This window comes from Saprospiraceae bacterium (assembly GCA_016719615.1).
Taxonomy (GTDB): domain Bacteria; phylum Bacteroidota; class Bacteroidia; order Chitinophagales; family Saprospiraceae; genus Vicinibacter.
The window spans coordinates 1,040,582-1,065,178 of record JADJYQ010000001.1; the positions used below are offsets into that span (position 1 = coordinate 1,040,582).

General features: G+C 37.9%; 20 protein-coding genes and 4 pseudogenes. 19 read left to right on the top strand and 5 right to left on the bottom strand.

Annotated elements, in window-relative coordinates; all coding sequences use genetic code 11:
- Positions 1-117: 117 nt before the first annotated feature.
- From IPM92_04270 to IPM92_04350, 17 genes and pseudogenes are all read left to right on the top strand, one after another.
- Complete coding sequence (locus IPM92_04270) at positions 118-882, top strand: hypothetical protein (GenBank protein MBK9107604.1); 765 nt, start codon at positions 118-120, stop codon at positions 880-882.
- Positions 879-2,000, top strand: coding sequence for a T9SS type A sorting domain-containing protein (locus IPM92_04275; GenBank protein ID MBK9107605.1), 1,122 nt, complete (start codon positions 879-881; stop codon positions 1,998-2,000). Before IPM92_04270 ends, IPM92_04275 begins: the two co-directional genes overlap by 4 nt.
- A complete protein-coding gene (locus IPM92_04280) occupies positions 1,975-2,268 on the top strand; it encodes a hypothetical protein (GenBank protein MBK9107606.1) in 294 nt (97 codons plus the stop codon). The genes IPM92_04275 and IPM92_04280 overlap by 26 nt, the downstream gene beginning before the upstream one ends.
- Before the next feature lie 120 nt (positions 2,269-2,388).
- Positions 2,389-2,946, top strand: a complete 558-nt coding sequence (locus IPM92_04285; GenBank protein MBK9107607.1) for a DUF4256 domain-containing protein — start codon at positions 2,389-2,391, stop codon at positions 2,944-2,946.
- Between the two features lie 71 nt (positions 2,947-3,017).
- Positions 3,018-3,356 carry a cupin domain-containing protein gene (locus IPM92_04290; protein ID MBK9107608.1) on the top strand — a complete coding sequence of 113 codons (339 nt, stop codon included), beginning with the start codon at positions 3,018-3,020 and terminating at the stop codon, positions 3,354-3,356.
- Positions 3,357-3,705: 349 nt separating this feature from the next.
- Complete coding sequence (locus tag IPM92_04295) at positions 3,706-4,011, top strand: type II toxin-antitoxin system RelE/ParE family toxin (GenBank protein ID MBK9107609.1); 306 nt, start codon at positions 3,706-3,708, stop codon at positions 4,009-4,011.
- Between the two features lie 328 nt (positions 4,012-4,339).
- Positions 4,340-4,708 (top strand): VOC family protein, encoded by a 369-nt coding sequence (locus tag IPM92_04300; protein MBK9107610.1) that lies wholly within the window; start codon positions 4,340-4,342, stop codon positions 4,706-4,708.
- Positions 4,709-5,384: 676 nt separating this feature from the next.
- Positions 5,385-5,768, top strand: coding sequence for a hypothetical protein (locus tag IPM92_04305; GenBank protein ID MBK9107611.1), 384 nt, complete (start codon positions 5,385-5,387; stop codon positions 5,766-5,768).
- Positions 5,769-5,875: 107 nt separating this feature from the next.
- Positions 5,876-6,409 carry a hypothetical protein gene (locus tag IPM92_04310; GenBank protein ID MBK9107612.1) on the top strand — a complete coding sequence of 178 codons (534 nt, stop codon included), beginning with the start codon at positions 5,876-5,878 and terminating at the stop codon, positions 6,407-6,409.
- Positions 6,410-6,496: 87 nt separating this feature from the next.
- A pseudogene (locus IPM92_04315) lies at positions 6,497-8,908 on the top strand (TonB-dependent receptor).
- A 649-nt stretch (positions 8,909-9,557) separates the two neighbouring features.
- Complete coding sequence (locus IPM92_04320; protein MBK9107613.1) at positions 9,558-10,187, top strand: hypothetical protein; 630 nt, start codon at positions 9,558-9,560, stop codon at positions 10,185-10,187.
- Positions 10,184-10,483, top strand: coding sequence for a transcriptional regulator (locus tag IPM92_04325; GenBank protein MBK9107614.1), 300 nt, complete (start codon positions 10,184-10,186; stop codon positions 10,481-10,483). The genes IPM92_04320 and IPM92_04325 overlap by 4 nt, the downstream gene beginning before the upstream one ends.
- A 97-nt stretch (positions 10,484-10,580) precedes the next feature.
- Positions 10,581-11,823, top strand: a pseudogene (locus IPM92_04330) (hypothetical protein).
- A 118-nt stretch (positions 11,824-11,941) separates the two neighbouring features.
- Positions 11,942-12,520: a hypothetical protein gene (locus IPM92_04335; GenBank protein MBK9107615.1), complete on the top strand. Its 579-nt coding sequence runs from the start codon at positions 11,942-11,944 to the stop codon at positions 12,518-12,520.
- 170 nt (positions 12,521-12,690) lie between these two features.
- Positions 12,691-13,020 carry a hypothetical protein gene (locus IPM92_04340; protein MBK9107616.1) on the top strand — a complete coding sequence of 110 codons (330 nt, stop codon included), beginning with the start codon at positions 12,691-12,693 and terminating at the stop codon, positions 13,018-13,020.
- A 309-nt stretch (positions 13,021-13,329) separates the two neighbouring features.
- Positions 13,330-13,551, top strand: coding sequence for a hypothetical protein (locus tag IPM92_04345; GenBank protein MBK9107617.1), 222 nt, complete (start codon positions 13,330-13,332; stop codon positions 13,549-13,551).
- Positions 13,552-13,835: 284 nt separating this feature from the next.
- Positions 13,836-14,259: pseudogene (locus IPM92_04350) on the top strand (hypothetical protein).
- A gap of 1,194 nt (positions 14,260-15,453) precedes the next feature.
- Here the strand turns inward: IPM92_04350 and IPM92_04355 are convergent.
- Positions 15,454-16,137 carry an outer membrane beta-barrel protein gene (locus IPM92_04355; protein MBK9107618.1) on the bottom strand — a complete coding sequence of 228 codons (684 nt, stop codon included), beginning with the start codon at positions 16,135-16,137 and terminating at the stop codon, positions 15,454-15,456.
- Between the two features lie 24 nt (positions 16,138-16,161).
- Positions 16,162-16,836: an OmpA family protein gene (locus IPM92_04360; GenBank protein MBK9107619.1), complete on the bottom strand. Its 675-nt coding sequence runs from the start codon at positions 16,834-16,836 to the stop codon at positions 16,162-16,164.
- A gap of 511 nt (positions 16,837-17,347) precedes the next feature.
- Between IPM92_04360 and IPM92_04365 the strand changes: the two genes are divergently transcribed.
- Positions 17,348-17,881 (top strand): hypothetical protein, encoded by a 534-nt coding sequence (locus IPM92_04365; protein MBK9107620.1) that lies wholly within the window; start codon positions 17,348-17,350, stop codon positions 17,879-17,881.
- A 74-nt stretch (positions 17,882-17,955) separates the two neighbouring features.
- Here the strand turns inward: IPM92_04365 and katG are convergent.
- Both katG and IPM92_04375 read right to left on the bottom strand, forming a co-directional pair.
- Positions 17,956-20,187: pseudogene (katG, locus tag IPM92_04370) on the bottom strand (catalase/peroxidase HPI).
- 270 nt (positions 20,188-20,457) lie between these two features.
- On the bottom strand, positions 20,458-20,622 hold the full coding sequence (locus IPM92_04375; protein ID MBK9107621.1) for a hypothetical protein: 165 nt from the start codon (positions 20,620-20,622) through the stop codon (positions 20,458-20,460).
- A gap of 349 nt (positions 20,623-20,971) precedes the next feature.
- On the opposite strand from IPM92_04375, the gene IPM92_04380 reads away from it, so the two are divergent.
- On the top strand, positions 20,972-22,015 hold the full coding sequence (locus IPM92_04380; protein ID MBK9107622.1) for a hypothetical protein: 1,044 nt from the start codon (positions 20,972-20,974) through the stop codon (positions 22,013-22,015).
- 297 nt (positions 22,016-22,312) lie between these two features.
- On the opposite strand, the gene IPM92_04385 is transcribed toward IPM92_04380, so the two are convergent.
- Entirely contained in the window at positions 22,313-24,505 is a 2,193-nt protein-coding gene (locus tag IPM92_04385; protein MBK9107623.1) for a gliding motility-associated C-terminal domain-containing protein, read from the bottom strand.
- Between the last annotated feature and the right edge of the window lie 92 nt (positions 24,506-24,597).

Below are 24,597 nucleotides of genomic sequence, written 5' to 3' on the forward strand. Positions count from 1 at the left end.
GCTTTGTGGCAATCTCCATTTAATACTTTCATAATGAACGGATTTATAAAATAAGTTGAACGCAATCATTAATTGACCAGCTTTTCTTGTAATTTCGTAGTTACTAATTTAATCTAAATGAAAGTCTTTAAATTTTTCGGAACAGTTGTATTGGCTTTATTTATTACCGAACTTCTTGGTCAGGAAATGAAGCCAAAGCAGACCCGCCCCGGTGGGAGATCCGTTGGCATTAAAAGTGAAATACAATATATGCCCTGTGATGGCTTTTCCAATCCGCCATCATTGGATCTGTCATTTACACCAGTGATAGCCTATAAGAGAAAAACTACCATTCGCCATCGTGGGCCTGATCAGGATTTGATTGATTCATTAAAAAAGGTAAACCATATCTTAAAATTGGGAGGCAGTTCAACTCTTGCAAATGTTCCCGGTGATCAAGTCGATGTCCAAAATAGCCTGATGCCTTTGAATCCGGAAGTGGGCGATCGTTGGGATACCAATCCATTTACAGGAAGTGCTCCAATGGACAATACGATTGCCATCGGAAATACGGCTTGGGTCGTCACAGCTGCAAATTCTTCAATTTGTTATTCGAGAAATGGAAGTCTGACCTATACGACAACACTTGAGGCTTTTTTGAACTATCCTGGTTGGGATTCCTACTGTGATCCGGTAGTGCTTTTTGATCCCGTGGCAAGAAGATTTTTTATGTACGTGCAACATTGCGGTACTTCTGAAAATAATAAAGTGGCTTTGTTGTTTTCAAAAACAGCAAATCCAAATGATGGTTGGTATCGGTACATACTTAGAGGCGACCAAACCGGCTTAGGACGCTTTTTTGATTATCCAAAATCGCAGTCACCAACAACGAAGTTATTTTGACCGCCAATTTATATGGTTCTGATAGTAAATTTTCAGACTCTCAATTATGGCAAATCAATAAATCTAGCGGTTACAACGGACAAAATCTGCAATTTGTATACTGGTCAAACTTTGACGGCGACATTAATTTTACACTACTACCGGTAAGTTATGGATTGAATAATACCTATGGTCCAGGTGCCTATATTGTCGCCTCAGAATCTGCTCAGGGGAATAAAATTGGGCTTTATGATCTTACAGATGATCTGGGTAATAATCCCGAAATGATTTATTATGAAATTACTGTTCCAGCTTATGAAGTAGGTTCAGATGCTTTTCAACGTGGTACAACTTGCAAACTGAGTATTAACGATTGTAGGGCTTTGAGTGGCTTTTATTTGAATGGTATTGTACATTTTGTGCATGCAGCCAAGAGACCCGATGAATGGAATGGAATTCATTATTACAGGGTCAACGTGGGCAATCGAACCGCTACCAAAGGATCTTTTGGTTTAGAAGATTATGATTATGCTTATCCTTCCATCGCATCTTATGCTACTACGACAACAGGTAAATCGGCGATGATTAAATTCGCAAGATCAGCGGCTGACGATTATCCTGAAACGAGAGTAGTGCATGTAGATGATAATTTTAATTGGTCCGGCTCAACATATGTCAAAGGCTTGTGGGAGGTTGAATGTTTTAGCGGCAATGATGTGCAGCGATGGGGAGATTATTCAGGCATTTGCAGGAATTACAGCATGAATGCACCAAGTGTATTGGTAGCCGGGGCTCATGGCAATTTTGATGGAGAATGGGAAAGTCATGCAGCTGAAGTCCACGATTCAGGGCCTGTCGCAAACCGCGATGTCAAAGACGAAGTTAAACTTGTCGTATGGCCCAATCCGGTGCAAAAAAGAATTTCGTTTACCTTTCAGGCTCCTGAAACTGGCCTAGCCAAAGTGATCTGCACAAGTGAAGACGGAACTATCATCAAAGAATTGTTGAAGAGTACTGCACAATTAGGGGAAAATACATTTTCAATGAATACAGAAGGATTGGTTTCTGGCGTTTATATTTTATCGATTGTACAAAATCAGCAAATTTTAGCGAATGAAAAAATTGTTATCCAGCATTAATATACTTTTCTGTATCCTTCTGTTATCAAGTTCTTGCAACAACAATGTTGGAGGAGGGGTCACGAAATCTACAGGATCGACAACCGGCGGTAAGAATACAGGAAACAGCAAAGATGGAAGCTCCGTAAAACCTGAAGATTCAATGAATCCGCCAAACGATACAAGTATCAGGATTTCTCCAAATACCGGAATCAAACATGGTTCAAAGGATCAGGAGTTATTGGACTCTTTGAAAAGAAATAATATGAAAAAGAAAAGGGGCGGGTAGCACTTCTTTCTTTCCTGTTGTTTTGAAATGAATTGCCAGGTTTAATTTTGTTGTTGATGACTTCAGTTATTGATTCTAGTTTGTTAGCTTACCAAATATAATTTATCATTGGTTAAAATCATGATTAAATCACTAACTCCCAAACAAAGCGAATCACTACTTTCGATATTAAAATCTCGCTTTGAGAAAAACATGCAACGCCATAAAGAACTGGAGTGGACAAAGTTGGAAGCGAAGTTGAAATCTCAATCGGATAAACTCTGGAGCTTATATCAAATGGAAGAAACCGGAGGCGAACCGGATGTCATTGGTCATAACCAAAAATCAGACGAATACATTTTTTTTGATTGTTCCGAAGAGAGTCCGAAAGGGCGAAGAAGTTTTTGTTACGATCGCAAGGCATTGGATTCCAGAAAAGCCAATAAGCCCTCAGATAATGCAATGGAGTTGGCAGAAGTTATGGGCATTCGCATTTTAACCGAAGAAGAATACAGAGTCCTTCAAACTATTGGTGAATTTGACTTGAAAACATCCAGTTGGATTCTTACTCCCGATGCCATCAGAAATCTGGGCGGTGCATTGTTTGGAGACCGCCGGTTTAATCATGTTTTTATATATCACAATGGTGCAGAGTCATATTATGCAGCGAGGGGTTTTAGAGGAGTGTTGAAGGTTTGATGATACAAATCTTCCTGCTGGTATCATGTCAATTTTATTTAAAATAAGTTTCCATTTTTGTAAAAAGATTTATGCCATTTATAAATTTCACAACACAGAAAAAAATTATAATCTGGGAAGGATTTACTGCGAGTTTTTATCATTCCGATCAAATGACATTTGCACATGTTTCTATTGATGAAGGCGCTGAACTTCCCGAACATCATCATATCCACGAGCAATGGACACATATCGTTGAAGGTGAGCTTATGTTTAAACTTGGAGGAGAACAAAAAATATTAAAACCAGGGATGTCTGCATTTATTCCTTCGAATATTCCGCATTCGGCAAAGGCCATTACAGCTTGCAAAGTCATCGATGCATTTTTACCGATACGACAGGATTTTGTGGAGTTAGAGAAAAATGCTTGAAGCATACAAGAGAAAAACACTAAGATTCAATTCTTGACCAATTCTAAGTACAATAAATAGTTGAGTTTAACATTTCTAAATTTTATTAGGATTTCCAGTTTTTATTATATATTTACAAGTAAATTGATTTAAAATGATTGTTTCGGATTTAAAAGAGGCTCCATCAAAAAATAGATCTTATTGAGGATGAAAATTTATTATTGGAGGCAATTCAATTATTGGAGTTGGAGATTGATGCATCAAACATAATGTTACCTGAAATTGCAATTCATAAAATCAATAGTGGCATACAAGATATTTTATCGGGAAAAATTAAATCACATGATCAAGCAAATTCAGAAACGGAAAAGTGGCTGCGAGAACAATAATTTGGTCAGATCAGGCTCAGTCTGATCGAATTGAAATACTTCATTACTGGATTCATCGAAATAAGTCAAAGGAATATAGTGTAAAGTTGAATTCACTTATAATAAGGGCAATTGAATTATTGGCTAAAATGCCAGAAATCGGAAAGCGGCATCATATCACTGAGACCAGAATCAAAATCATAAAGGCTTATTACATAATTTATAAATTTAACGATTCCGAATTAAAAATCATTTCAATTTGGGATTCAAGGAGAGATCTGCAAAATATGCAGACTAAATTCAAATAAAATTTCTCATCCATAATACTGCATAGACTCTGCTCCGCCAGGCATTTGAAATCATAATCTTTTAATTATTTCAACAATAAAGAATTTACATTTTAGTTTTGATTTTTAATGAGATGCTTTAGAAGCATGTATTACAAATCATGTTGCGGAGTATACATTTTTCAGCTTTAGCAAAAAAATTTACAATTTCTTTAATCCCCGGTCACACAATTTCATTTGTGAATCGTTTACTTTGGGTAGTTATTTCAGCAAAGTAGAGATAACTTGCTCAAGTAAGAAATTAGAAATTTCTAAGATAAAATTCTATAATTAATTCAATCAAATACAAATGACAAATTCAATTAACTGGTTTGAAATTCCGGTCAAAAATTTCGACAGAGCGAAAGCTTTTTATGGAGCCTTATTTAATGCAGCCATCGAAGACATGCCTCATCCTGAAATGAAGTATGGCATTCTGCCTGGCGATATGCAAAATGGCGTAACCGGTGGTATTGTTGAGGGCGAAGGTTATGAGCCTTCTATGGATGGTTCTCTGATTTACCTCAATGGAGGTGATGATCTCAGTGATCCTCTTTCAAGAGTTGAAGCTGCCGGTGGTCAGATCCTATTGGCTAAAACTTCAATTGGAGCCAATGGATTTATTGCCCTCATCAGCGATACCGAAGGTAATAAAGTGGGCTTGCATTCTATGGGTTAATCCGTATTGTTTCCCGCAGATTTGCGCAGACAGTTCGCAGAATTCTGAATTTATTAAATCTGTGCATGATCTGCGCAAATTTGCAGGAACCCAATGTATGCCCTTGAGAAACCTAACGCATCCGAAATTTGATTGAGAATCCCTCATGGAATGAAACAAATTTGTTTCCAAACTTTTCTACTTTGGCAGAATTTAAAACGAAACAACAAGAAGCCTCCGTTACCGAATTCATCAACAATTTTGCCAATACCTAATAAAAACGCAAAGACAGTTTTGAATTGGTAAAAATCATGCATGAATTCACAGGCTTTGAACCCAAAATGTGAACCAATCTATTGTAGGTTTTAGCATGTATCATTATAAATCAGATCGAAGCCGCCAGGAAGGGGACTGGCCAATGTTTGGATTTTCTCTCAGGTAAGCGGCTATTTCGATTTATGTCTGTACAGATGCCAAAGAACACGAACATTTACTAGAAGGCCTTGGAAAATTCAAACTGGGAAAGGCCTGTATTTATGTTAAGAAGTTATCAGACTTTAAGCTGGAGGCTGTTTATAAAATCATGGGTGCATCCATCGAATATTTGAAGAAGAAATATTGAGTATATTTTGATTTATTTATTTTAAATATGAGTTACCTTTATTTCATATTTGATGAATATCTTTAATTTTGAAATATGTTAATTCCATTTTTACTTTCATTTGTTTACTTTTTTTTCAAGGCTTACAAAGCAAAAGAGAATTATTGGGTATATGGAATATTAGGCTCTGTTAGTGTAGGCTTTCTTACTATGCTATTAACTTGGGTGTTAAAAGTTGCGATATATAGAGAAGGTGGACTAGGCATTGACAGGTCAACTGCGACAGTAATAGGAGTTATTGTGATTTTAGTTTCTATTTGGGTAGTGGATAAATATTCGGGATTGAATTGGTATGATAAAACAAATGATAAGCTCAATGAGAAGATAACGGATTCGGACAACATTTCTGAAGAAGAAATGGAAAAGTTAAAAGCTGGTAATATTATTAAGGATATAGATATTATTCAAAAAGAAGAATAGAGTCTTACCTTCTTTTGGCTAGTTGAAATTTTCTAATTCAAATATGCTTTATATTTTGGCCTATCCAATCTGTTTATTTCCTTAACTTGTTGCTGAATTCCAAAGCTTTGAATAGTAAATTTATCAGCTTGTTATTAATATCCTGTCTACTGGTGCCGGCCTGTATGACTTATAGCTATCTGCAATTGCAAAAGAGACAGGTCAAAAAGGAAGTCAAAAAATTGCTCATCTCAGGTATCGATAGGGAAGACCTGGTTTTATTGAAATTTACGGATGAAGAAATGAAATCTCAATTGCAATGGGAACATTCAAAGGAATTCAAATTCAAAGGCGAAATGTTCGATGTTGTCGAACGCAACATAGTTGGGGATACCACTTATTTTTGGTGCTGGTGGGATTATAAAGAGACTAAACTCTGCAAACTTTTGGACCAATTGACCAACTATGCAGTGGGAAATCTTCCTGAGCAGAGGGATCACCAAGAAAGATTATATTCATTTTTTAAATCGCTATTTATCACTGAACCATTGATCTCACTGGATATTGCTATCACTCCAAAAAAGAAGCGCATTTTCGAGGTTCATGAATATTTTACTTCAACGATTATAGTGCCTCCCGCACCGCCTCCGAAATTCGTTTGATCAAATTTATTTATTTCATTTTAAGATGGTCTGCTGTAATTAAGCGGACTGTATTTATTTTATTTATTAATATAATTTGATTTCACAATGAAACGAATTTTCATACTTTGCTTATTTACGGCCTTCGCCTTCAGTGCGCGACTCCAAACAATAAGTATCAAAGATCAACTAACAGGCGAAGCCATTGAAGCAGTGACCTTATTGAGTGAAGCACCCAAAGCTTTTGCTTCTACAAATGCAAAGGGCCAGGCAGATTTCACTGCATTCCGGAATGCCCAAATGATACAGATCCTAAGGTTTGGATATAAAACTCTCGTCAAAAATTATGCAGAAATTGAGCAGATGAATTTTGAGATTCTTTTGGAGGCTACGACGACGCATTTCGAAGAGATCGTAGTATCTGCAACCCGATGGAAACAATCATCAAAAAACATTCCTTCTAAAATAGCAGTTATTTCTCCAAAAGACCTGGCTTCATATAATCCTCAAACAGCTGCTGACTTATTGGCTTCTTCGGGTGAGGTCTTTATACAAAAAAGTCAGCAAGGTGGTGGGAGTCCCATGATCCGGGGCTTTGCAACCAACCGATTATTATATACCGTTGACGGAGTTCGGATGAATTCCGCCATCTTTAGAGCGGGGAATATTCAAAATGTTATTTCATTGGATCCATTTGCCATTGAAAATACAGAGGTTTTCTTCGGACCGGGGTCTATCATTTACGGGAGCGATGCTATCGGTGGTGTCATGAGCTTTCAGACCTTAACTCCGCAAATGTCCTCGACGGAACAATTATTGATCAATGGCAAAGCAGTAAGCAGATATTCATCGGCAAATGATGAAATCACAAATCATTTTGATGTAAATATCGGTTGGAATAAATGGGCATCAGTTAGCAGTATGACCTATTCGAAATATGGTAATTTGAGAATGGGAAAAAATGGCCCCGCTGAATATCTCAAACAATTCTATGTGCAAAGAATAGACAGTATTGACAGAGTTGTTGAGAATCTTGATCCCAGGGTTCAGAACCCAACAGCATATTCCCAAATCAATTTCATGCAAAAATTTCGCTTCACGCCGACCATAAATTGGGATATAGAATATGGATTTCATTTTTCTGAAACCTCCGAGTTTTCGCGGTATGATCGTCTTATTGAAAAACAAAGCAACGGCCTGCCTGTCTCGGCTGTATGGAACTATGGTCCGCAAATTTGGAGTATGAATAATTTGTCAATAGCATATACCGGGCCCAACAAATTGTACGATGGAGTTACATTGCGCCTGGCGCATCAGTATTTTGAAGAGAGCAGGATTGATCGGAGATTCAATCATCATCGTTTGCGTAATAATGCAGAGCAAGTCCAGGCATATTCTGCGAATTTGGATTTTGAAAAAAACATCAATAAGCATCGTTTATATTATGGTCTTGAATATGTTTTAAATGATGTAAAATCTAGAGGGACAGCTACTGATATCAGAAGTGGAAATCCAATTCTCGTACCCGATAGATACCCTGCATCCACGTGGACGAGTTATGCCGCTTATGGAAATTATCAATATCTCGCATCCGATTGATTATTATTGCAAGCCGGTTTGAGATTTGGAGCTTTTGATATTCAATCGGATTTTGCAAGGCATCTCGATTTTTTTCCATTTGATTTTGTGGAATCAAATGTTAAGAATTCTGCAATTATTGGAAGTGTGGGTATGGTTTGCAGACCCGAGGAAAGTTTTAAAATCAGCATCAATGCAAGTACTGGATTTCGTGCACCAAATGTCGATGACATCGGGAAAATATTTGATTTTGTTTCCGGTGAAGTCATCGTTCCCAATACTTCATTAAAAGCAGAACACGCTTACAATGCAGAGATAGGCATTACTAAAATATTTGGTGACAGATTAAAGTTTGAGTTGGCCTGTTTTTATACTTATCTGAATGCTGCAATGGTTCGAAGAGCGTTTCAAGTCAATGGACAGGATAGTATTTTGTATGATGGGGAATTGAGTAAAGTATATGCCATTCAGAACGCAGCTTATGGAAAAGTTTATGGATTTAATGCCGGGCTTGAAATCAAATTGGGCAAAGGTTTTAGTTTGATTTCAAAATATAATATTCAAGTCGGAAAAGAAGAAATGGACAATGGGGAAGTTAAACCCTCCAGACATGCTGCACCTGCATTTGGATTGAGCTCTTTGGCATTTCACAAAAACAAATTGGACATGCAAGTTTATGCGACATATAGTGCAGGAGTTCGTTTCGAAGATTTGAATCCGGAAGAACAAGGCAAGCCCGCTATTTATGCTATAGATGCCAACGGAAATCCTTTTTCGCCTTCATGGTATACGCTTAATTTTAAAGCAATGTACCAATTGCATCAAAATTGGTCTGTAAGCTCAGGTATTGAAAACATAACAGATCAGCGTTACAAAACTTATAGTTCTGGATTGGTTGCTCCCGGAAGAAATTTTGTCATTGCCTTGAGGGCGCAGTTTTAATGATATGCCTCGTTAGGTGAAAAATATCGTTAGCCAATATGGAATGCGATTATTCGCCACAAAGTCACAAAGACGCGAAGCACCACGAAGTGGAAAAACTTAGTGGGCCTTAGTGTCTTTGCGTCTTCGGGGCACAGATGAAGCCTAAAGCTCAAAGCCCTAGCCCAAAGCCTAAAGCCTAAAGCCCAAAGCTCTTTAATGCAATATTAATAATCGCTTATTTTCTATTCCTTTGTGATCCTTTGTGCCTTCGTGGCAATAACAAGCCGAACAGAGCTCCGACCTTTAATAAATATCGAATCCTAAAAAGAAGATCTCGAAAAAGCGAGGCCACAAAGTCACGAAGACACAAAGTACCACGAAGTGGAAAACTTAGTGGTCCTTAGTGCCTTAGCGCCTTCGTGGCAATAAAAAGCCCAATAGAATTCCGAACATTAATAAATATCGTATAAAATGAAGATCTCGAAAAAGCGAGGCCACAAAGTCACGAAGACACAAAGTACCACAAAGTGGAAAGCTTAGTGGTCCTTAGTGCCTTAGCGCCTTCGTGGCTATCTTAAACACCCTACGAAGCCCAAAATAAAATATTTAAAAATCAACAACATATTTATTTAACTTTGCGTTTCAAAGTACTTTTAATATCAATTGAATGAAGCAAGCAAATGAACCCATAGAAACCTTAAAAGAAATCCGGTCCTTAATGGAGCGCTCGTCCAGATTCCTGTCATTGAGCGGACTGTCGGGCGTGATTGCCGGGATGGCAGCATTAGCAGGGATTGCCGCCATTTATAGTTTCCTGGGACTTTCCTTTGATGAAGCCGGATATCATCGTTTCCTCAACGTTGAGTCCAATCCAAATGCATATTACTTTATTGGGATCATTCTTCTGACCGTGTTGCTGGTCTCCATTGCTGCAGCCACCTGGCTTACCATCCGGAAAGCAAATCAGGATGGCCAGTCTATTTGGGATCCTACCGCTAAAAGACTGTTGTTGAATTTATGTATACCACTCATCGTCGGAGGCGTGTATTGCATCATTCTTTTATATCATCAGCAAATAAAATTTATAATGCCACTAACATTGATATTCTATGGCTTAGCACTAATCAATGCAAGTAAATACACCATGGCACACATTCGCTATTTAGGTTTCGTCCAAATTTGTATTGGTTTGTTGGCTTCTTTATTTTTAGAATACGGCTTACTGTTCTGGGCCTTGGGTTTTGGACTCGTGCATATAACGTATGGGATCATTAGCTACTATAAATACGAAGCGTGAAAAATTTCATCGAAGATTTAAATAAGGCCTTTGAAAGCAGGGTGCGCCTGGGCATCATGTCAATCCTGATGGTCAACGATTCGGTCGATTTCAACACCCTCAAAGAGCATTTGCAAATCACCGATGGCAATTTGGCCAGCCACATTCAGGCATTGGAAAAATTGAAATACATCTTGGTCAAAAAACAATTTGTAGGTAAGAAGCCAAATACCTCATATGCCGCTTCAAAATCCGGTAAAAGAGCATTTGGCGAGCATCTCGATGCTCTTGAAAAACTGATCCGGAAATCAAATTGAATTTTTTTATTTATTAACTTTGAAAAACAAAGTACTTTTTAAAAATATTAAACTGAATTTAAAAATGGAAACACAAAACACTTCAGCAATCCCGCCGATGAGAACCGAAATTCTAAATAATCTGGATGCACCCGGGGAACTTGAAAAATTGTACCGGAAAGATAAATCCCAATTCAAAAGGGAATTCAACCATTTATATCCCGAAATCAAAGCTTCCAAATCAGCTCCATTTTGGAACGAACGTTTAAATTTTGAAAACGAAGGTATATCCTGGGGCTCTTCAAAGGAATTGCTCTTGGTATTGCTGGCCATTATTGTTTCGGGATTAATTGCAAAAATTCCCCACTTTACGGGCATTTCAGAGGATTATTTTTATCCCCGCAATTTGGGCTTTGCGGTGTTTCCAACTTTGACGTTTTACCTCGCCTGGAAAACCGTTTGTCTTCTAAAAGTCTGGGTATTGTTTTTTAATTTTCCTGATTTCTGTTATCTACATCAATACGCTCCCCAATATTTTGCCCAGCGATACCTTGATTCTTGCCTGTATTCATTTGCCCCTTGTGCTTTGGGCTGTCCTTGCTTATGTTTTCACCGGGTCAGCGCTGATGGATGTTCACAAACGTTTGGATTTTCTCCGGTTCAACGGCGAACTCCTGGTGATCGCAGCGATTAAGTTGATTTGCGGGGGATTACTAACGGTTGTTAGTTTCGGACTCTTCGAACTTATAGGCATTAATGTAGAGCCATTTTTTGAAAAATACATCCTCGCATTTGGTCTCCCTGCAGTTCCCATATTGGGAGCGTATCTGGTACAATCGAATCCGCAACTGGTCAAAATGATAGCACCCGTAGTGGCCAAAATCTTTACGCCCCTCGTGATCGTCATGCTCATCGTTTATCTCATAGCAGTGGTGTACTCAGGGAAAGACCCCTATAATGACAGGGAATTTCTTCTCTTATTTAATGTATTGCTCATCGGCGTTATGGCACTTGTATTTTTTTCAATTTCAGCGGATCCACACAATTCAACAAGTAAGTCCGGACATTATTTATTATTAGCCTTAACCGGCATCACCATTATTGTAAATGCAATTGCGCTTTCAGCCATTCTCTTCCGAATTTCAGAATGGGGCTTGACTCCCAACCGAATGGCTGTTATGGGTTCGAATGTTTTGATGTTGTTGCATTTATGTCTGCTCACCTATCAACTCTTTCAAAGTGTTAAAGAGAAATTTATAAGCTCAAGAGTTGAAATCGCTATTGCAAGGTATTTGCCTATATATCTTGTTTGGGCTTTGATTGTAATTTTTATATTTCCTTTGTTGTTTCATTTTCAATAGCTTTAGGATTTGCGTAAGTTCATTTTGCGACAATGGTTTAAGTAAGGCCTCATATACTTTTGAATTGTTTTTATAAACCAAGTTTAATTATTAAATTTGAGATCTTAAAAGTAAATATATGCCCATAAATATTTCGGGTTTTCAAGAAGTTTTTGACATTCTCAAAGAATTAGTTTCTGGTGTTAAATCTGCCCTCCAAATACCTGAGAAGCATCGGAAAGAAATGCTGGAAGCGGTAGCAGATACTGCAGAACTAGTTGACGAAACGCTTACCATTCTTAAGCAACATCTCACCGGAGTTATTTCTGAATTGAAGTTTGGAGATCAACAAAAGGCCAAGCAGTTAATCAGTGAATTAGGAAGTTTTCCGGGATGGGAAACTAAGTACCGTCAATTTCAACTTTGCGATAAACTTCGGGAGGCGAGTTTTAATCTGGAAAGGAGAGGGCTTTATGCCTTGTTGAATCGATTGATTTATAATGATCCTGATTTGATTAAACAGAAAATGTGGGACTATATAGGCGGTGAAGCCAATGCTGCAAATTCAGTAGGTACGCTGCTGCTCGAACTTTCGAGTCTTGATGCCAAAGTGGATTCAGAATTTGATACAGTCGTAAATTCAATGGAGCAAGCTCGTAATGAAGTTAGTAAATGGAGGCAGGTGTTTATCGATTTTGAAAAAGAATTGAGAGCATAAATTGATGGGAGATCAAATAATGGATTATATACATTGAAAATTCGACTTGTGATTTGTCCTGGAAGTAGGATTAATGTAAGTTTTTACTGGGATTGTATAACGTCAACACACATTGCTTATCGGATATTTGCATTGTTGGGATAGATAAGTCTCAGAAGAAAATCAGTATCATGAAAAACTTAATTCAAATTTTATTGATGAGTGCCTTGTTCTTTGGGCTCATACCCGCTTTGTCAGCGCAATTGACAGCATCTGTCGATGCCATTCCCGAGCGAAAAGAAGAAATAAAAATATCTGAAGCGGATGTTGCTAAAACTTTGAATGCAAGGCTGACGGAAATTAAAAAAATGGATAAAAGAGGATTATCAGCCATCCAAAAAAAGGAATTACGCGATGAGGTGAAAGCCATAAAATCAGAACTCAAAGCAAATGGAGGAGGTGTTTATCTTTCTCTTGGTGGCATTCTACTCATAATATTATTGTTAGTGCTTTTGCTTTAAGGTAATTTTGTGTTTAAATAACACTTTTATAAACGAATGAAGTCATTTAAGCACTTGAGGTAGAAGAGTTTGAGCTTTGTATGAGTAATCCATTTTATTAAATCGGAAAATACTTATTGATAATAAAATTCGTATTATAAAATGCTTTTTTCTACCTGCATAGACAAAGGTTCTTGTTTTGGTATTTGAAATCCAACAGTTACTTCCATATAGTAAAATTAACAATGAATGCAACGACTGCTCTGTTCCTCGCACATTCATTCATAAATCATTCTCTCGTAATAATTTTTTAAAAAAATATAGTACCACATGCAAACAAAAGTACCCGGCCTGATATTAATTATCATTGGTGTTATTATGATTGCTTATAATGGCTTTAATTATCAAACGACTGAGAAATTGGTTGAAATAGGGCCTGTACAAATAGAAACAAAAAAGAATAACTTTGTAGAATTGTCGCCATACTTGGGTGCTGTTTTATTGGTAGCGGGTATTTTCTTACTCTTGCGCACGAAAAAAGTTTTAGCTTAAACAATCATCTAAATAAATTCTTAAAAATCAGTTATGCCAATTTTCAATGTTTTAATCGTATTAATTGTTGCTGGTTTTGTTCTCTGGCTGATTAATAATTATATTCCCATGGACAACAAAATTAAAAACATACTCAATACAGTAGCTGTCATTGTAGTAATACTTTGGTTGCTGCAGGTTTTCGGACTTATAGATTTCCTAAAGAGTATCAAAGTGTAAAATCACTTCGGAATTACATTTATTTCACCTTATAAATATGAATCAATATGAGAACATTTACATTTATGAAACAAATAAATTTCATATTTTACTATAGCCTTTCAATTCTATTGCTGCTTGCGCTTCCATCTTGTGCTAAAAAATAGCCTTCCTAAATTCATCTGTAGTGCCTGCTGCACAAGGTAATGTAACTATGAAGGTAGACAAGAATAAGAATTATAGCATTGATATGGAAATCTATAATTTGGCTGAACCAGACAGGTTACAACCCCCGGCAAGATATACATCGTTTGGATGGAGACGGATCAGGATATGACCAAAAATATTGGGCAAATAAAAACATCATCGGGTACTTTTTCAAAAGGGCTAAAAGCATCTTTTCAAACAGTCACGTCCACAAAACCCACGAAAATATTTATCACTGCTGAAGATGATCCTAATACCCAGGTTCCCAACTGGAAAGTGGTCTTATCCACTTCCCATTTTTAATGTTTAAATTCACATTTTAAAGAATAATTTTCATATGCCACTATTAAATATACTTATTGTGCTGATTGTTGTTGGAGTCATATTATGGCTTGTTAATAACTTTGTACCAATGGATCAAAAGATCAAAAGTATCCTCAATGTTGTTGCCGTTATTATTGTCATCATGTGGTTGTTGAGGGCATTTGGTATTGTTTCGATTTGACAAGGTTCAGGTTTTGATTTTTGAAATTTTTATAGCTTTCATGAATTTGTAAAGCTCTGCAACTGTGATTTGCATGCAATGTAAATCCATCGGCACTTTAAAAGACCTTAGCGCTTTCAATCAGCAATTCTGGCTTTTTACGGAGATCCTTACAGATTTCTGAAGTTGGGAGTCTATTGAAAAATAAAACACGAGCCTTTCTTATAATAGATAGGGATGATGCCGTAGGAGATCAAAAGCAATTCTTGAGCAGTGATTAGCTGTTTTTGAGTTTGAGGTTAATAGGGATAAAACTATTAATACATATCATTTATAAACTCCAACGTACGTCTGTAAATGTTCTCATTGATGATCGGGTATCATAGATGCCATTCGCGATCTAATAGGAAAAGGACTCCGTTTTAAAATCCCGTTGATAAATATGAATTTGTTTTAAAATTCATTGATTTTATTGAAGAATATTGGACCTGTTTGCGGATGTGTTGCAAACAGGTTTTTTTTGATGGAGACGGTATGCCGCGAAAGGTAAGCAAACCCTGCCCTTAAGTCGGAATCTTTATATTGGATTTGTTGTGAGGTTCATGCTTTGGTGGTAGATTGGTTGTTTTTCTGATGAACTACAGGGCCACAAAATCTTCTTGGGATCAGCGCGTGATCATTACAACCAGATCCATTTAAATTTAATCAGCCACTGCTGAAGCAGATGTCTTAAACTTTCATTTAATCTTTATTTGTGTTGTGGAGTCAACGGATGTAATATCAGAATTATAAGCAAGTTGTGTTTACTGACAGGTAATGGGCTAGCTCATTAGATGGTGATATCCTTGGTCTTGAAGATAAATAGAAGAGTCCAATGTTCCGGAAGCAACATTGGATTCTTTTCATTTTTTTAGAAAGATAAGATGCGATCTTAATTTTAGTAGAGCGACTCGACAGGCACGAATCCTAAAATTCCCGGAGTTGTTTATTCATTAGGATTCTACCCACAGATTTCAAAACCTGTAACCGAGCGAAAGACCAAATCCTGTATTTTTGATCGACATTTTTCCTCCGGGAATGCGATCATCTATGGGATTTATTTTGAACATTCCAAATTGTGTATTCAGTTGCATAAATATTCCAGCGGCCATTTCGTAGCTGACAAAAATATTTCCACCTGCATCAAATGCTTTGAAATAGGGACTTAATACGGGATCATTGATTTCTACCACGTTTTTAAATACGACATCCATTTCGATTTTCTCTGATGTTGAACCATCTTCATAGATGGCTTTACCGGAAATTCCGTAAGCTACATAGGGTCCAAATCCTAACATGATAAATCCATTTCCCAAACTACCCTTATACACCAGGTTCAATGGAAGCTCAATATACGAAAGCTTGAAAGTGCTTGTGATATCTCCATCAGTCGATTTGGCTCCTTTGGTGGTAAACAACAGTCCGGGTTGAAAATAAAAATCCGGGACAATGGGAATTTGTGCATTGACTCCAATGTGAAATCCGGTGATCAAATCATTATCAAATTTATCGCCATTGAAATCCTTGCCGTTTAAAGTCTGTAAATTGACTCCACCCAGAAGGGCAAATCTCATTTTATTGCTTCCTGAATCTTGAGCTAAGGCGAAGGTCGCGGCCGACAGGAGCATGAGTAATATATGCATTCGTTTCATTTTCATTTTTGTATTTTGATTCATTTTAATTTATTGGCCTGATTGTAATTTAGCATCTGCTTTCATTTTTTCATTTGCTGCTATTAAAAATTCTACTCTGCGGTTTTTATCGCGTCCATCATCATTATCGTTTAAATACTTCGGGAGCATTTCACCGAACCCAATGACGCTTAATCGACGACTGGTTACATTTTTGTTTATTAAATAGCTGGAAACGGCGCTTGCCCTTTGCACAGAAAGATTTTGGTTGTAAGATTTGCTCCCTTTGCTATCGGTGTGGCCCTGTATTTCGATATCCGTATCGGGATAGGTATTTAAAACGGTCACTAATTTATCCAGGTTGGATTTTGCATCATTTGATAAATTCGATTTGTCGAAAGCAAACAATACACTGCTTGAAAATTCTACAACTATGCCCTCACCAACGCGGATAACTTTTGCATCCGGAACGGCATCTTTGATTTGTTCAGCTTGTTTGTCCATTTTATTGCCAATAAGGGCTCCGGCAGTTCCGCCAACAGCTGCTCCAATGATGGCACCCAAAGCTGTGTTCCCAGTTGCTTTTCCAATGACGGCACCCATTCCAGCGCCTGCAGCGGTTCCTATGATGGCGCCTTTCTTGGTTTTATTTAAAGAGGCGCAACCTGCAAAAACCAGGATGCCACTTAATGCTATTAATAATAATTTCTTTTTTAATTGATACATATACGCTTTGATTTTAATGAAAAAACTTTTTCATTTCAATTGGAAAGGTAGTATATACGAATTGTTATAATTTATACAATTATTTTTATTAATTGCATAAATCCTACATCTTTAAATGGCTTGCAATTGGCCTTCCTTGTTTTTAATTGTTTACTCATAAATGGATTTATAATTGATGTTTGTATGAACCGGAATGTATTAACGGGTCCATAGGTTTATTCAATAGGCCATACCCAAGAACTTACTTTTTGATAATTTTATCTGCTTAAAAGTATTTAAGTATAGAGCCTCCGCTAAATTACATTGATAATAGAGTGGAATCGAAATTTAATTTGAAGTCAAATTTTGAATAATTAGAATGAGCTGTTTTGAGAAATCTTTTAAATGTGAAGCTGAGTCTATTCCAGGGTTGTGTTCCCAATATGTTCGTTATATTTTAAGCTTAGTATGAATCAATTGTTCAAATATTTAGTGATCAAGATTTTGATTATATTTGTCTAAATTTGGTTTTATGAAAAACGTCATTTTGCTTTATTTGAAAACCTTTGTTATCTTTATCGGCTTTCTTGGTTTCTTTTATTTACTGATAGAGTTTGTTAATTCAGGTGTTTTTGGTTTGCAACAATCATCATTTGAAAGATTGGTAAGGTGGGCCCTTGGCTTGACTCTTTTGTTTGTTACATCGCATTTATTGGTGTTGAAATTTATGGGTATTTCTATTTTCTCCGGAGTGCATCTGGGTGTTTTCCAGAAAGTGAGACTGAAAACGAGTAAGTCCTTAAAACAAATTTCTGAAATCTTGTTGACGCATTTGGATTCGGGCTACCTGTCTTTCAATGAAGAGAAAAGCGAAATCGCAATTTTATATGAAAAGAGCTGGAAATCCTGGGGCGAAAAAGTGATCATAAAAAAATGTGGTCAAAATAAAGTGGATTCGGAAATAGAGATTTTAAGTCAACCTAGTTTTAAACTAACAGTTGTGGACTATGGAAAAAACTATCAGAATGTGAAGCAGATCTCCCATACCATTTCAAGCCTGAGTTGATCATAGGATCTTCTTCAAATAAAAAAAGCTGAATTTATACAATCCAGCTTTTCTTTAATGAAAACATTCGTTTTTTATTTCAAATCAAATCGATCCAGATTCATCACCTTATTCCACGCGTTCACAAAATCATGGATGAAGTTATCATGACCATCTTCGCAGGCATAAACTTCTGCAAGTGCCCGAAGTTCTGAATTGGATCCGAAGATAAGATCCACGCGGGTTCCCGTCCATTTGAGTTCGCCTGATTTGCGATCACGCGCTTCAAATAAATCTTGTGCATCATTTCCAGACTTCCAACTGTTAGTTAAGTTGAGAAGATTTTGAAAATAATCATTACTCAAGGTTTCCGGTTGCTGGTGAACACTCCATGTTTCGAACCATCGTAATTGGTATTCAGCACGCGCATGCCACCAATAAGTGCAGTCATTTCTGGGGCTGTCAAAGTCATCAATTGCGCTCTGTCTATAAGCATTTCTTCTGCAGATACCGCATGTTTGGCTTTGAAATAATTTCTAAAGCCATCTGCTGCAGGTTCAAGAACGGCAAATGATTCCACATCTGTTTGCTCCTGTGTTGCATCTGTCCTGCCCGGAGTAAAAGGAACTATAACTTCGCGACCTGCATTTTTTGTCGCTTTTTCGATTCCTGCATTCCCAGCAAGTACAATCAAGTCTGCCATGGAAATCTGCTTTCCGCTTGTTTGAGCTGCATTAAATTCCTTTTGTATGGATTCCAATGTCTCGAGAACTTTTGAAAGTTGCGCCGGATTATTGACTTCCCAATCTTTTTGTGGCGCCAATCGAATACGGGCACCGTTGGCACCACCGCGTTTATCTGAACCTCTGAACGTGGAGGCAGAAGCCCATGCAGTGGATACCATTTGCGATACCGTTAATCCTGAATTCTGGATTTTTGATTTAAGCGCAACGGTATCATTTTCATCAATAAGTTTATGACTTGTAGGAGGTACCGGATCCTGCCAGATCAAAACTTCCTTAGGCACCTCAGGTCCCAAATAACGAGATATCGGACCCATATCGCGATGCGTTAGTTTGTACCAGGCGCGCGCAAATGCATCTGCAAAGTCATCGGGATTTTCGTGAAAACGCCTGGATATTTTTTCATAAGCCGGATCCATCCGCAATGCGAGATCCGTAGTAAGCATAACTGGAGTGTGGCGCAAATTTGGATCGTGTGCGTCGGGCACTGTACCGGCTCCCATGCCGTGTTTCGGGATCCATTGATGGGCCCCTGCCGGACTTTTACTCAACTCCCATTCGTAGCCAAAGAGATTCCAGAAAAAATTATTGCTCCATTTGGTGGGAGTTGTGGTCCATGCCCCTTCGAGTCCACTGGTGATAGTATGCACACCATGGCCACTGCCAAAACTGTTTTTCCAACCCAGTCCTTGATCTTCGATACTTGCAGCCGCTGGTTCGGGACCTACATATTTGCCCGGATCGGCAGCACCGTGTGTTTTACCGAAAGTATGACCACCTGCGATCAGGGCAACGGTTTCTTCATCGTTCATGGCCATCCTACCGAAGGTCTCGCGGATATCGCGGGCAGCGAGCAGGGGATCGGGATTTCCATTGGGCCCTTCGGGGTTGACATAGATCAAACCCATTTGTACAGCAGCTAAGGGGTTTTCCAGTTCGCGATCCCCGGTATACCGCTGGTCATCCAGCCATTTGCGTTCAGAGCCCCAATACACATCTTGCTCGGGTTCCCAAACATCTTCGCGGCCTCCACCAAAGCCGAAGGTTTTAAATCCCATGGACTCCAAGGCACAATTTCCGGCGAGAATCATCAGATCAGCCCAGGATATTTTCTTGCCATATTTCTTTTTAATGGGCCACAAAAGCAAACGCGCTTTGTCTAGGTTGGCATTGTCGGGCCAACTGTTGAGGGTTGCAGATCGCTGCGTTCCTGAACCGGCGCCACCTCGTCCATCAGAGATGCGGTAAGTACCGGCACTATGCCAAGCCATTCGGATAAAAAAGGACCGTAGTGGCCATAATCTGCAGGCCACCAATCTTGTGATTCGGTCATCAATGCGAAGATGTCCTTTTTACGGCTTCGAGATCTAAGGACTTAAAAGCCTCTGCATAATTAAAATTTTCATCCATCGGATTCGATAAAGATGAGTTCTGTCTGAGGATGTTTAATTTCAGTTGATTGGGCCACCAATCGCGGTTGCCCAGGCCGCTGCCTGCACTTTGCTTGAGAGCCCCGCCATGAAACGGGCATTTGCTTTCTCCGTTTACATTGTAGGAGGAGTTCGATGAATTGTTGTTTTCCATTTTTATAAAATATTTATTTTTTTGATAATGATAAATTCCTTCTCAACAAACATATTGAAAGCATTTAAAGAGTTTACAATTTTATTCGTTATTGAGATCATATACTCTCAATTATAAAACAAGGAAATTCTCCTATTGTTTGGCTATCTACTTTGAATCTCATGAAAAGCTAATGAAAGCCTAAAGCTAAATGCAAAAAGCTTATAGCTGCAATCCTAAAAGAATTTTATCATCCAGACATAATTATCACTTTCCAATTGAATAATTTCTTCAAGTCGTGACTCCATAATCCATACTCCATACTCCATAATCTATACTCCATAATCCATACTCCAAACGACATCCTTTAAATTTCTTCGTGGTCCTTTGTGCCTTTGTGCCTTCGTGGCAGAATAACGGATGTTCCATTTTAAATAAATGTCGATTCATTTTCATAGCCAAAATTTTTGAAGAAATGCCACTAAGGCACGAAGACACGAAGGAACACAAAGTAGTAGAGGATACGCGATTATTAATATCGCATTAAAGAGCTTTAGGCTTTAGGCTTTGAGCTTTTTGCTTCTTCTGTGCCACGAAGGCGCAAAGGCACTAAGGACCACGAAGTTTTTCCACTTTGTGGTCCTTCGCGTCTTAGAGTCTTAATGTCTATCTTCACAGATGTTGATAGTGGCCCAATTGAAAACCAAGACAGCAAGCATTTCTTTGAAATTTGATTACATTTGACTCCCAAATAATTACTTGATCAAAATCAATTCATTTTATTAAAATCATTAAAACGACCCAGATGAAAAACAGCTACCTGACTTTATTTTTTACCATATCGCTGGCCATATCAGCTTTTTCTCAAAATTTACTCACTGAAGATTTTGTCTACGATCCAGTCGATAGCCTCGAGGAAACTAGAAACTGGCACAGATCCGGAGTCAATTTCTTGAACAATGTTACGGTGGTTGCTCCAGGTCTTGAATATGTAGATTATGTTGGATCGGGCAGGGGCAATAGTTGCCGCATTACCAATGATGGAGACGGCGATATTCTTCTGAGAAATTTTCCAACCGCAGTTATATCAGGTTCAGTTTACTTGTCCTTTATGTTTAGAATAGACAGTATGCCTGCTACTGTTACGCAAGGTTACTTTATTTGTTTGAATCCCAATACTGGGGGCACTTATTTGAATACGGCACTTTATATCAAAAGACTGAGTTCTACTGAATTTAATGTGGGAGTGCGAAAAACCAGCCCGGTTAATTATTCCAATAAAGTGTTTGAAACCGGTAAAACCTATCTGGGAGTTCTGAAGTACGCCATTCATAACGGCGTAAATGATGATTCATCCAGCGTATTTGTTTTTGAAAATGGAGTACCCACCACAGAACCTTCACAAGTTTTGGCAGCTTCCACTGATGGAGATGATTTCACCGGACAGGCGACGGTTGTTCTTACCAATAATTATGCACAAACTGGCATGAAAGGCGTTGATGTTCAGGTTGATGGTATCCGTGCCGGAACATCCTGGGAAACCAGTGTTTTGGCCATGATCAGTTCCGTTGAAAACGAAAAATTAAGGGCGACATTTTATATCCGCAATGCACCCAATCCGTTTGCTCAAAATACCACAATTGAATACCAGATCCCCAATCGCGGATTTGTAAATCTTAAAATGATGGATGCATCTGGAAAACCTTGTGCAGAACTTGTCAACGAAATGAAAGAAGGCGGAAAACATACATTGGATTATAATGCCACAGGTTTGCCAGCCGGTGTGTATACTTGTAAGCTTTTATGGAATGGACTTGCGGTAAGTGATCAAATGATTCTCGTCAAATAAGCAGTTCGATTCCAGCGATTGTTATCCTACAATGGCCAAGATGAAATCTTAAAGCTTATTTGAAACTGATCAAAGCTTGAGTTCTATTTTATAATAGGCTAAGCGAATGGTATCAGTAGCAATTATGGTTTGATAAATTATTGACTTCCAGCGTTAGCTTAATTCAATTTCAGAGCGCTTATTTCCTTTTTTATACTTATACTAACAAACGTTTGTTAGTGCAGCTTGAGGCGTTCCAAAATTGGAAATCAAAACCCTCTAGTTTTATACCTTGTGGGCCCATAAAACCTCAAATCATCAGCGCAACAACGTCGCAGATCCTTTCAGTTTTTGTTTCTGGTGACAAGCCTCTACTTCAATGACATATACATAGGTATCAGGTGGCATAGGCCTCGAATGAAAACGTCCATCCCAGGATTGATTCCTCCCCTCAAACAACAACTCTCCCCAGCGACTGAAGATTCTGATATGGAAAGGTTCCTTAAATTCCCGGCCCGGAAACTCGTCGTTGATCTGGTCTCCGTTGGGACTGAAGACGTTGGGCATGTTGTTGGCAGTGAAGACAACTTCAAAGTAAACATCAACACTGGAATTGAAAGTTCCACAGGCATTTTGCAAACTGTAGTTATAAATCCCACTTTTTTTAACTTGTATTTGCGAACCTATATGTCCGGTATTCCACAAACTACGCGGATCACCGGAGTTTAGTGTAATCGTTTCACCCTCGCATGAGGTGATCATAATCGGAAGCAATATGGGCATGCTATCGATATGGATTTGAAATGCATCGCTTATTTCTTCACAGCCGTTTTCTATCAAATAAGAAAAGAACCCGGATGAATTAATGTGTATGATTTCAAAAGCTCCGGTGTTCCATTGTGCATTTTTAATTTGTATTGAATAATTAATAGTTTGCCCTTTGCAAAAACTAGTATCGCGAAGTGCTTCCGGAGGATCTAGTTTTTTAATGATATCAACAACTACCGAATCAATTACATCGCCACAAGGAGTGTTTAGTTTTGCCCAATAAATGCCAGCTTTGTTTATTATAATTTGTTTGTCAAAACTTCCGTCGCTCCAAATGACATCCTGGAATGTGGATAGCGTATCAGATTCTCCTTCACATAAGCTTATTTTGGTTTTGGAAATTAAATCTGGAGGGTTTATAAAATCAATCTTTATAGTGTCCGTGTAAGTTTTACAATCGCGTTCGAAACTAGCCCAGTAGGTTCCTGATCGGCTAATGGATATTTGGGAGCCCGTTTGTCCTGTACTCCATATTGTATTTGAATAATTCGTGGTTAATCGTAAACTATTATCGTCGCAAATCAGCGTATCATTTCCTAAAAATTGTTGATTTATTATTATTTGTTGATTTCCAAAATATTGTTCTGTGTTTTGCATTCCAAAATGCCCGGAAGTATTTGGTAAAAGCTGAATATACGATTCCTGATAATTACACTGTACACCAACTATATTTGGATTTAAAATTGCACTGACTATATTTTTTACACCACTCGAAACAATTAAACGACCATGAGGATCTTTGTTAATGGAGGCCACATAATAATTTGAATTATTCTGGAACAAAATGGTTTTGTTTCCAGTACTTAATTGATATTGATAAACACCTGAAATCACGTAAAAGCTCGTATAATATACCAGTTGATCATCAGGCGAAAATTCAATTCCATAATCATGTGTACCGGAATTAATTTCTAATCTGTTGCTCGCGACTCCTCGGATGGTATCGTAATCCATTAACCAAACACCGTTGCCGAATCGGTCGAGTCCGGCAGAATATAAAATTTGTGTTTTCTTATGATTGACTTTTATTTGTCCAACCTGTGGCGAAAATTCCCGGCCGAAGTAGCTAAAAACTGGATTATTAATATCTATTCCTCGGCTGTCGAAATAAAAACTAACAATTGTATTTTCGAAATGACTTGAAGTAATGATCCAATATGCTTGACCTTGATGGAGCGAAATCGCTGTTATTCTTTCTGAAAAGAAACCAGGAATCTGAACATTTTTGAGTCCCGGAATTACTTTGCCTAGTCCATTATTTTCGCAAAGATTAACTACAATGTATCGCAAATTACCTCTGTATTCCGGAAAGGTTTCATCTGCCGTCATAAAAATATAATATTTCATGGGGTCTGCCGGATCTTGTAAAATCATTGGACCCTGGGCGCTGGATCCACCATTACAAATCAGGCCATCTCCATTTTCCATGATAAGATGTTGTTTGTTGTAAATCTTATCTGCAGTCACATAGAATAATAAATTACCTGCACTATCAGTAAGCGTTGCATTGCTTTCCTGATTATTGAGATTTTGATTATACAGTGGTGTCGGAGGGTCTGTTTTAAAATCCAAGCCTGCTTGCTTTCCAAAGTACCATATTTTGGAAGGGATTTGATTGAAAACTTCACTTATAAATCCTGATGTAAATAAGATGCAGCAAAAAACTAGCTTTTTATAATTCACAATTTATGGATATCAATTGCTTAAAGTTACAAATTATACAATATACACCGGTTTTAAAGATTTTACACCATTGTTTTCGAAAGAATTCTTGA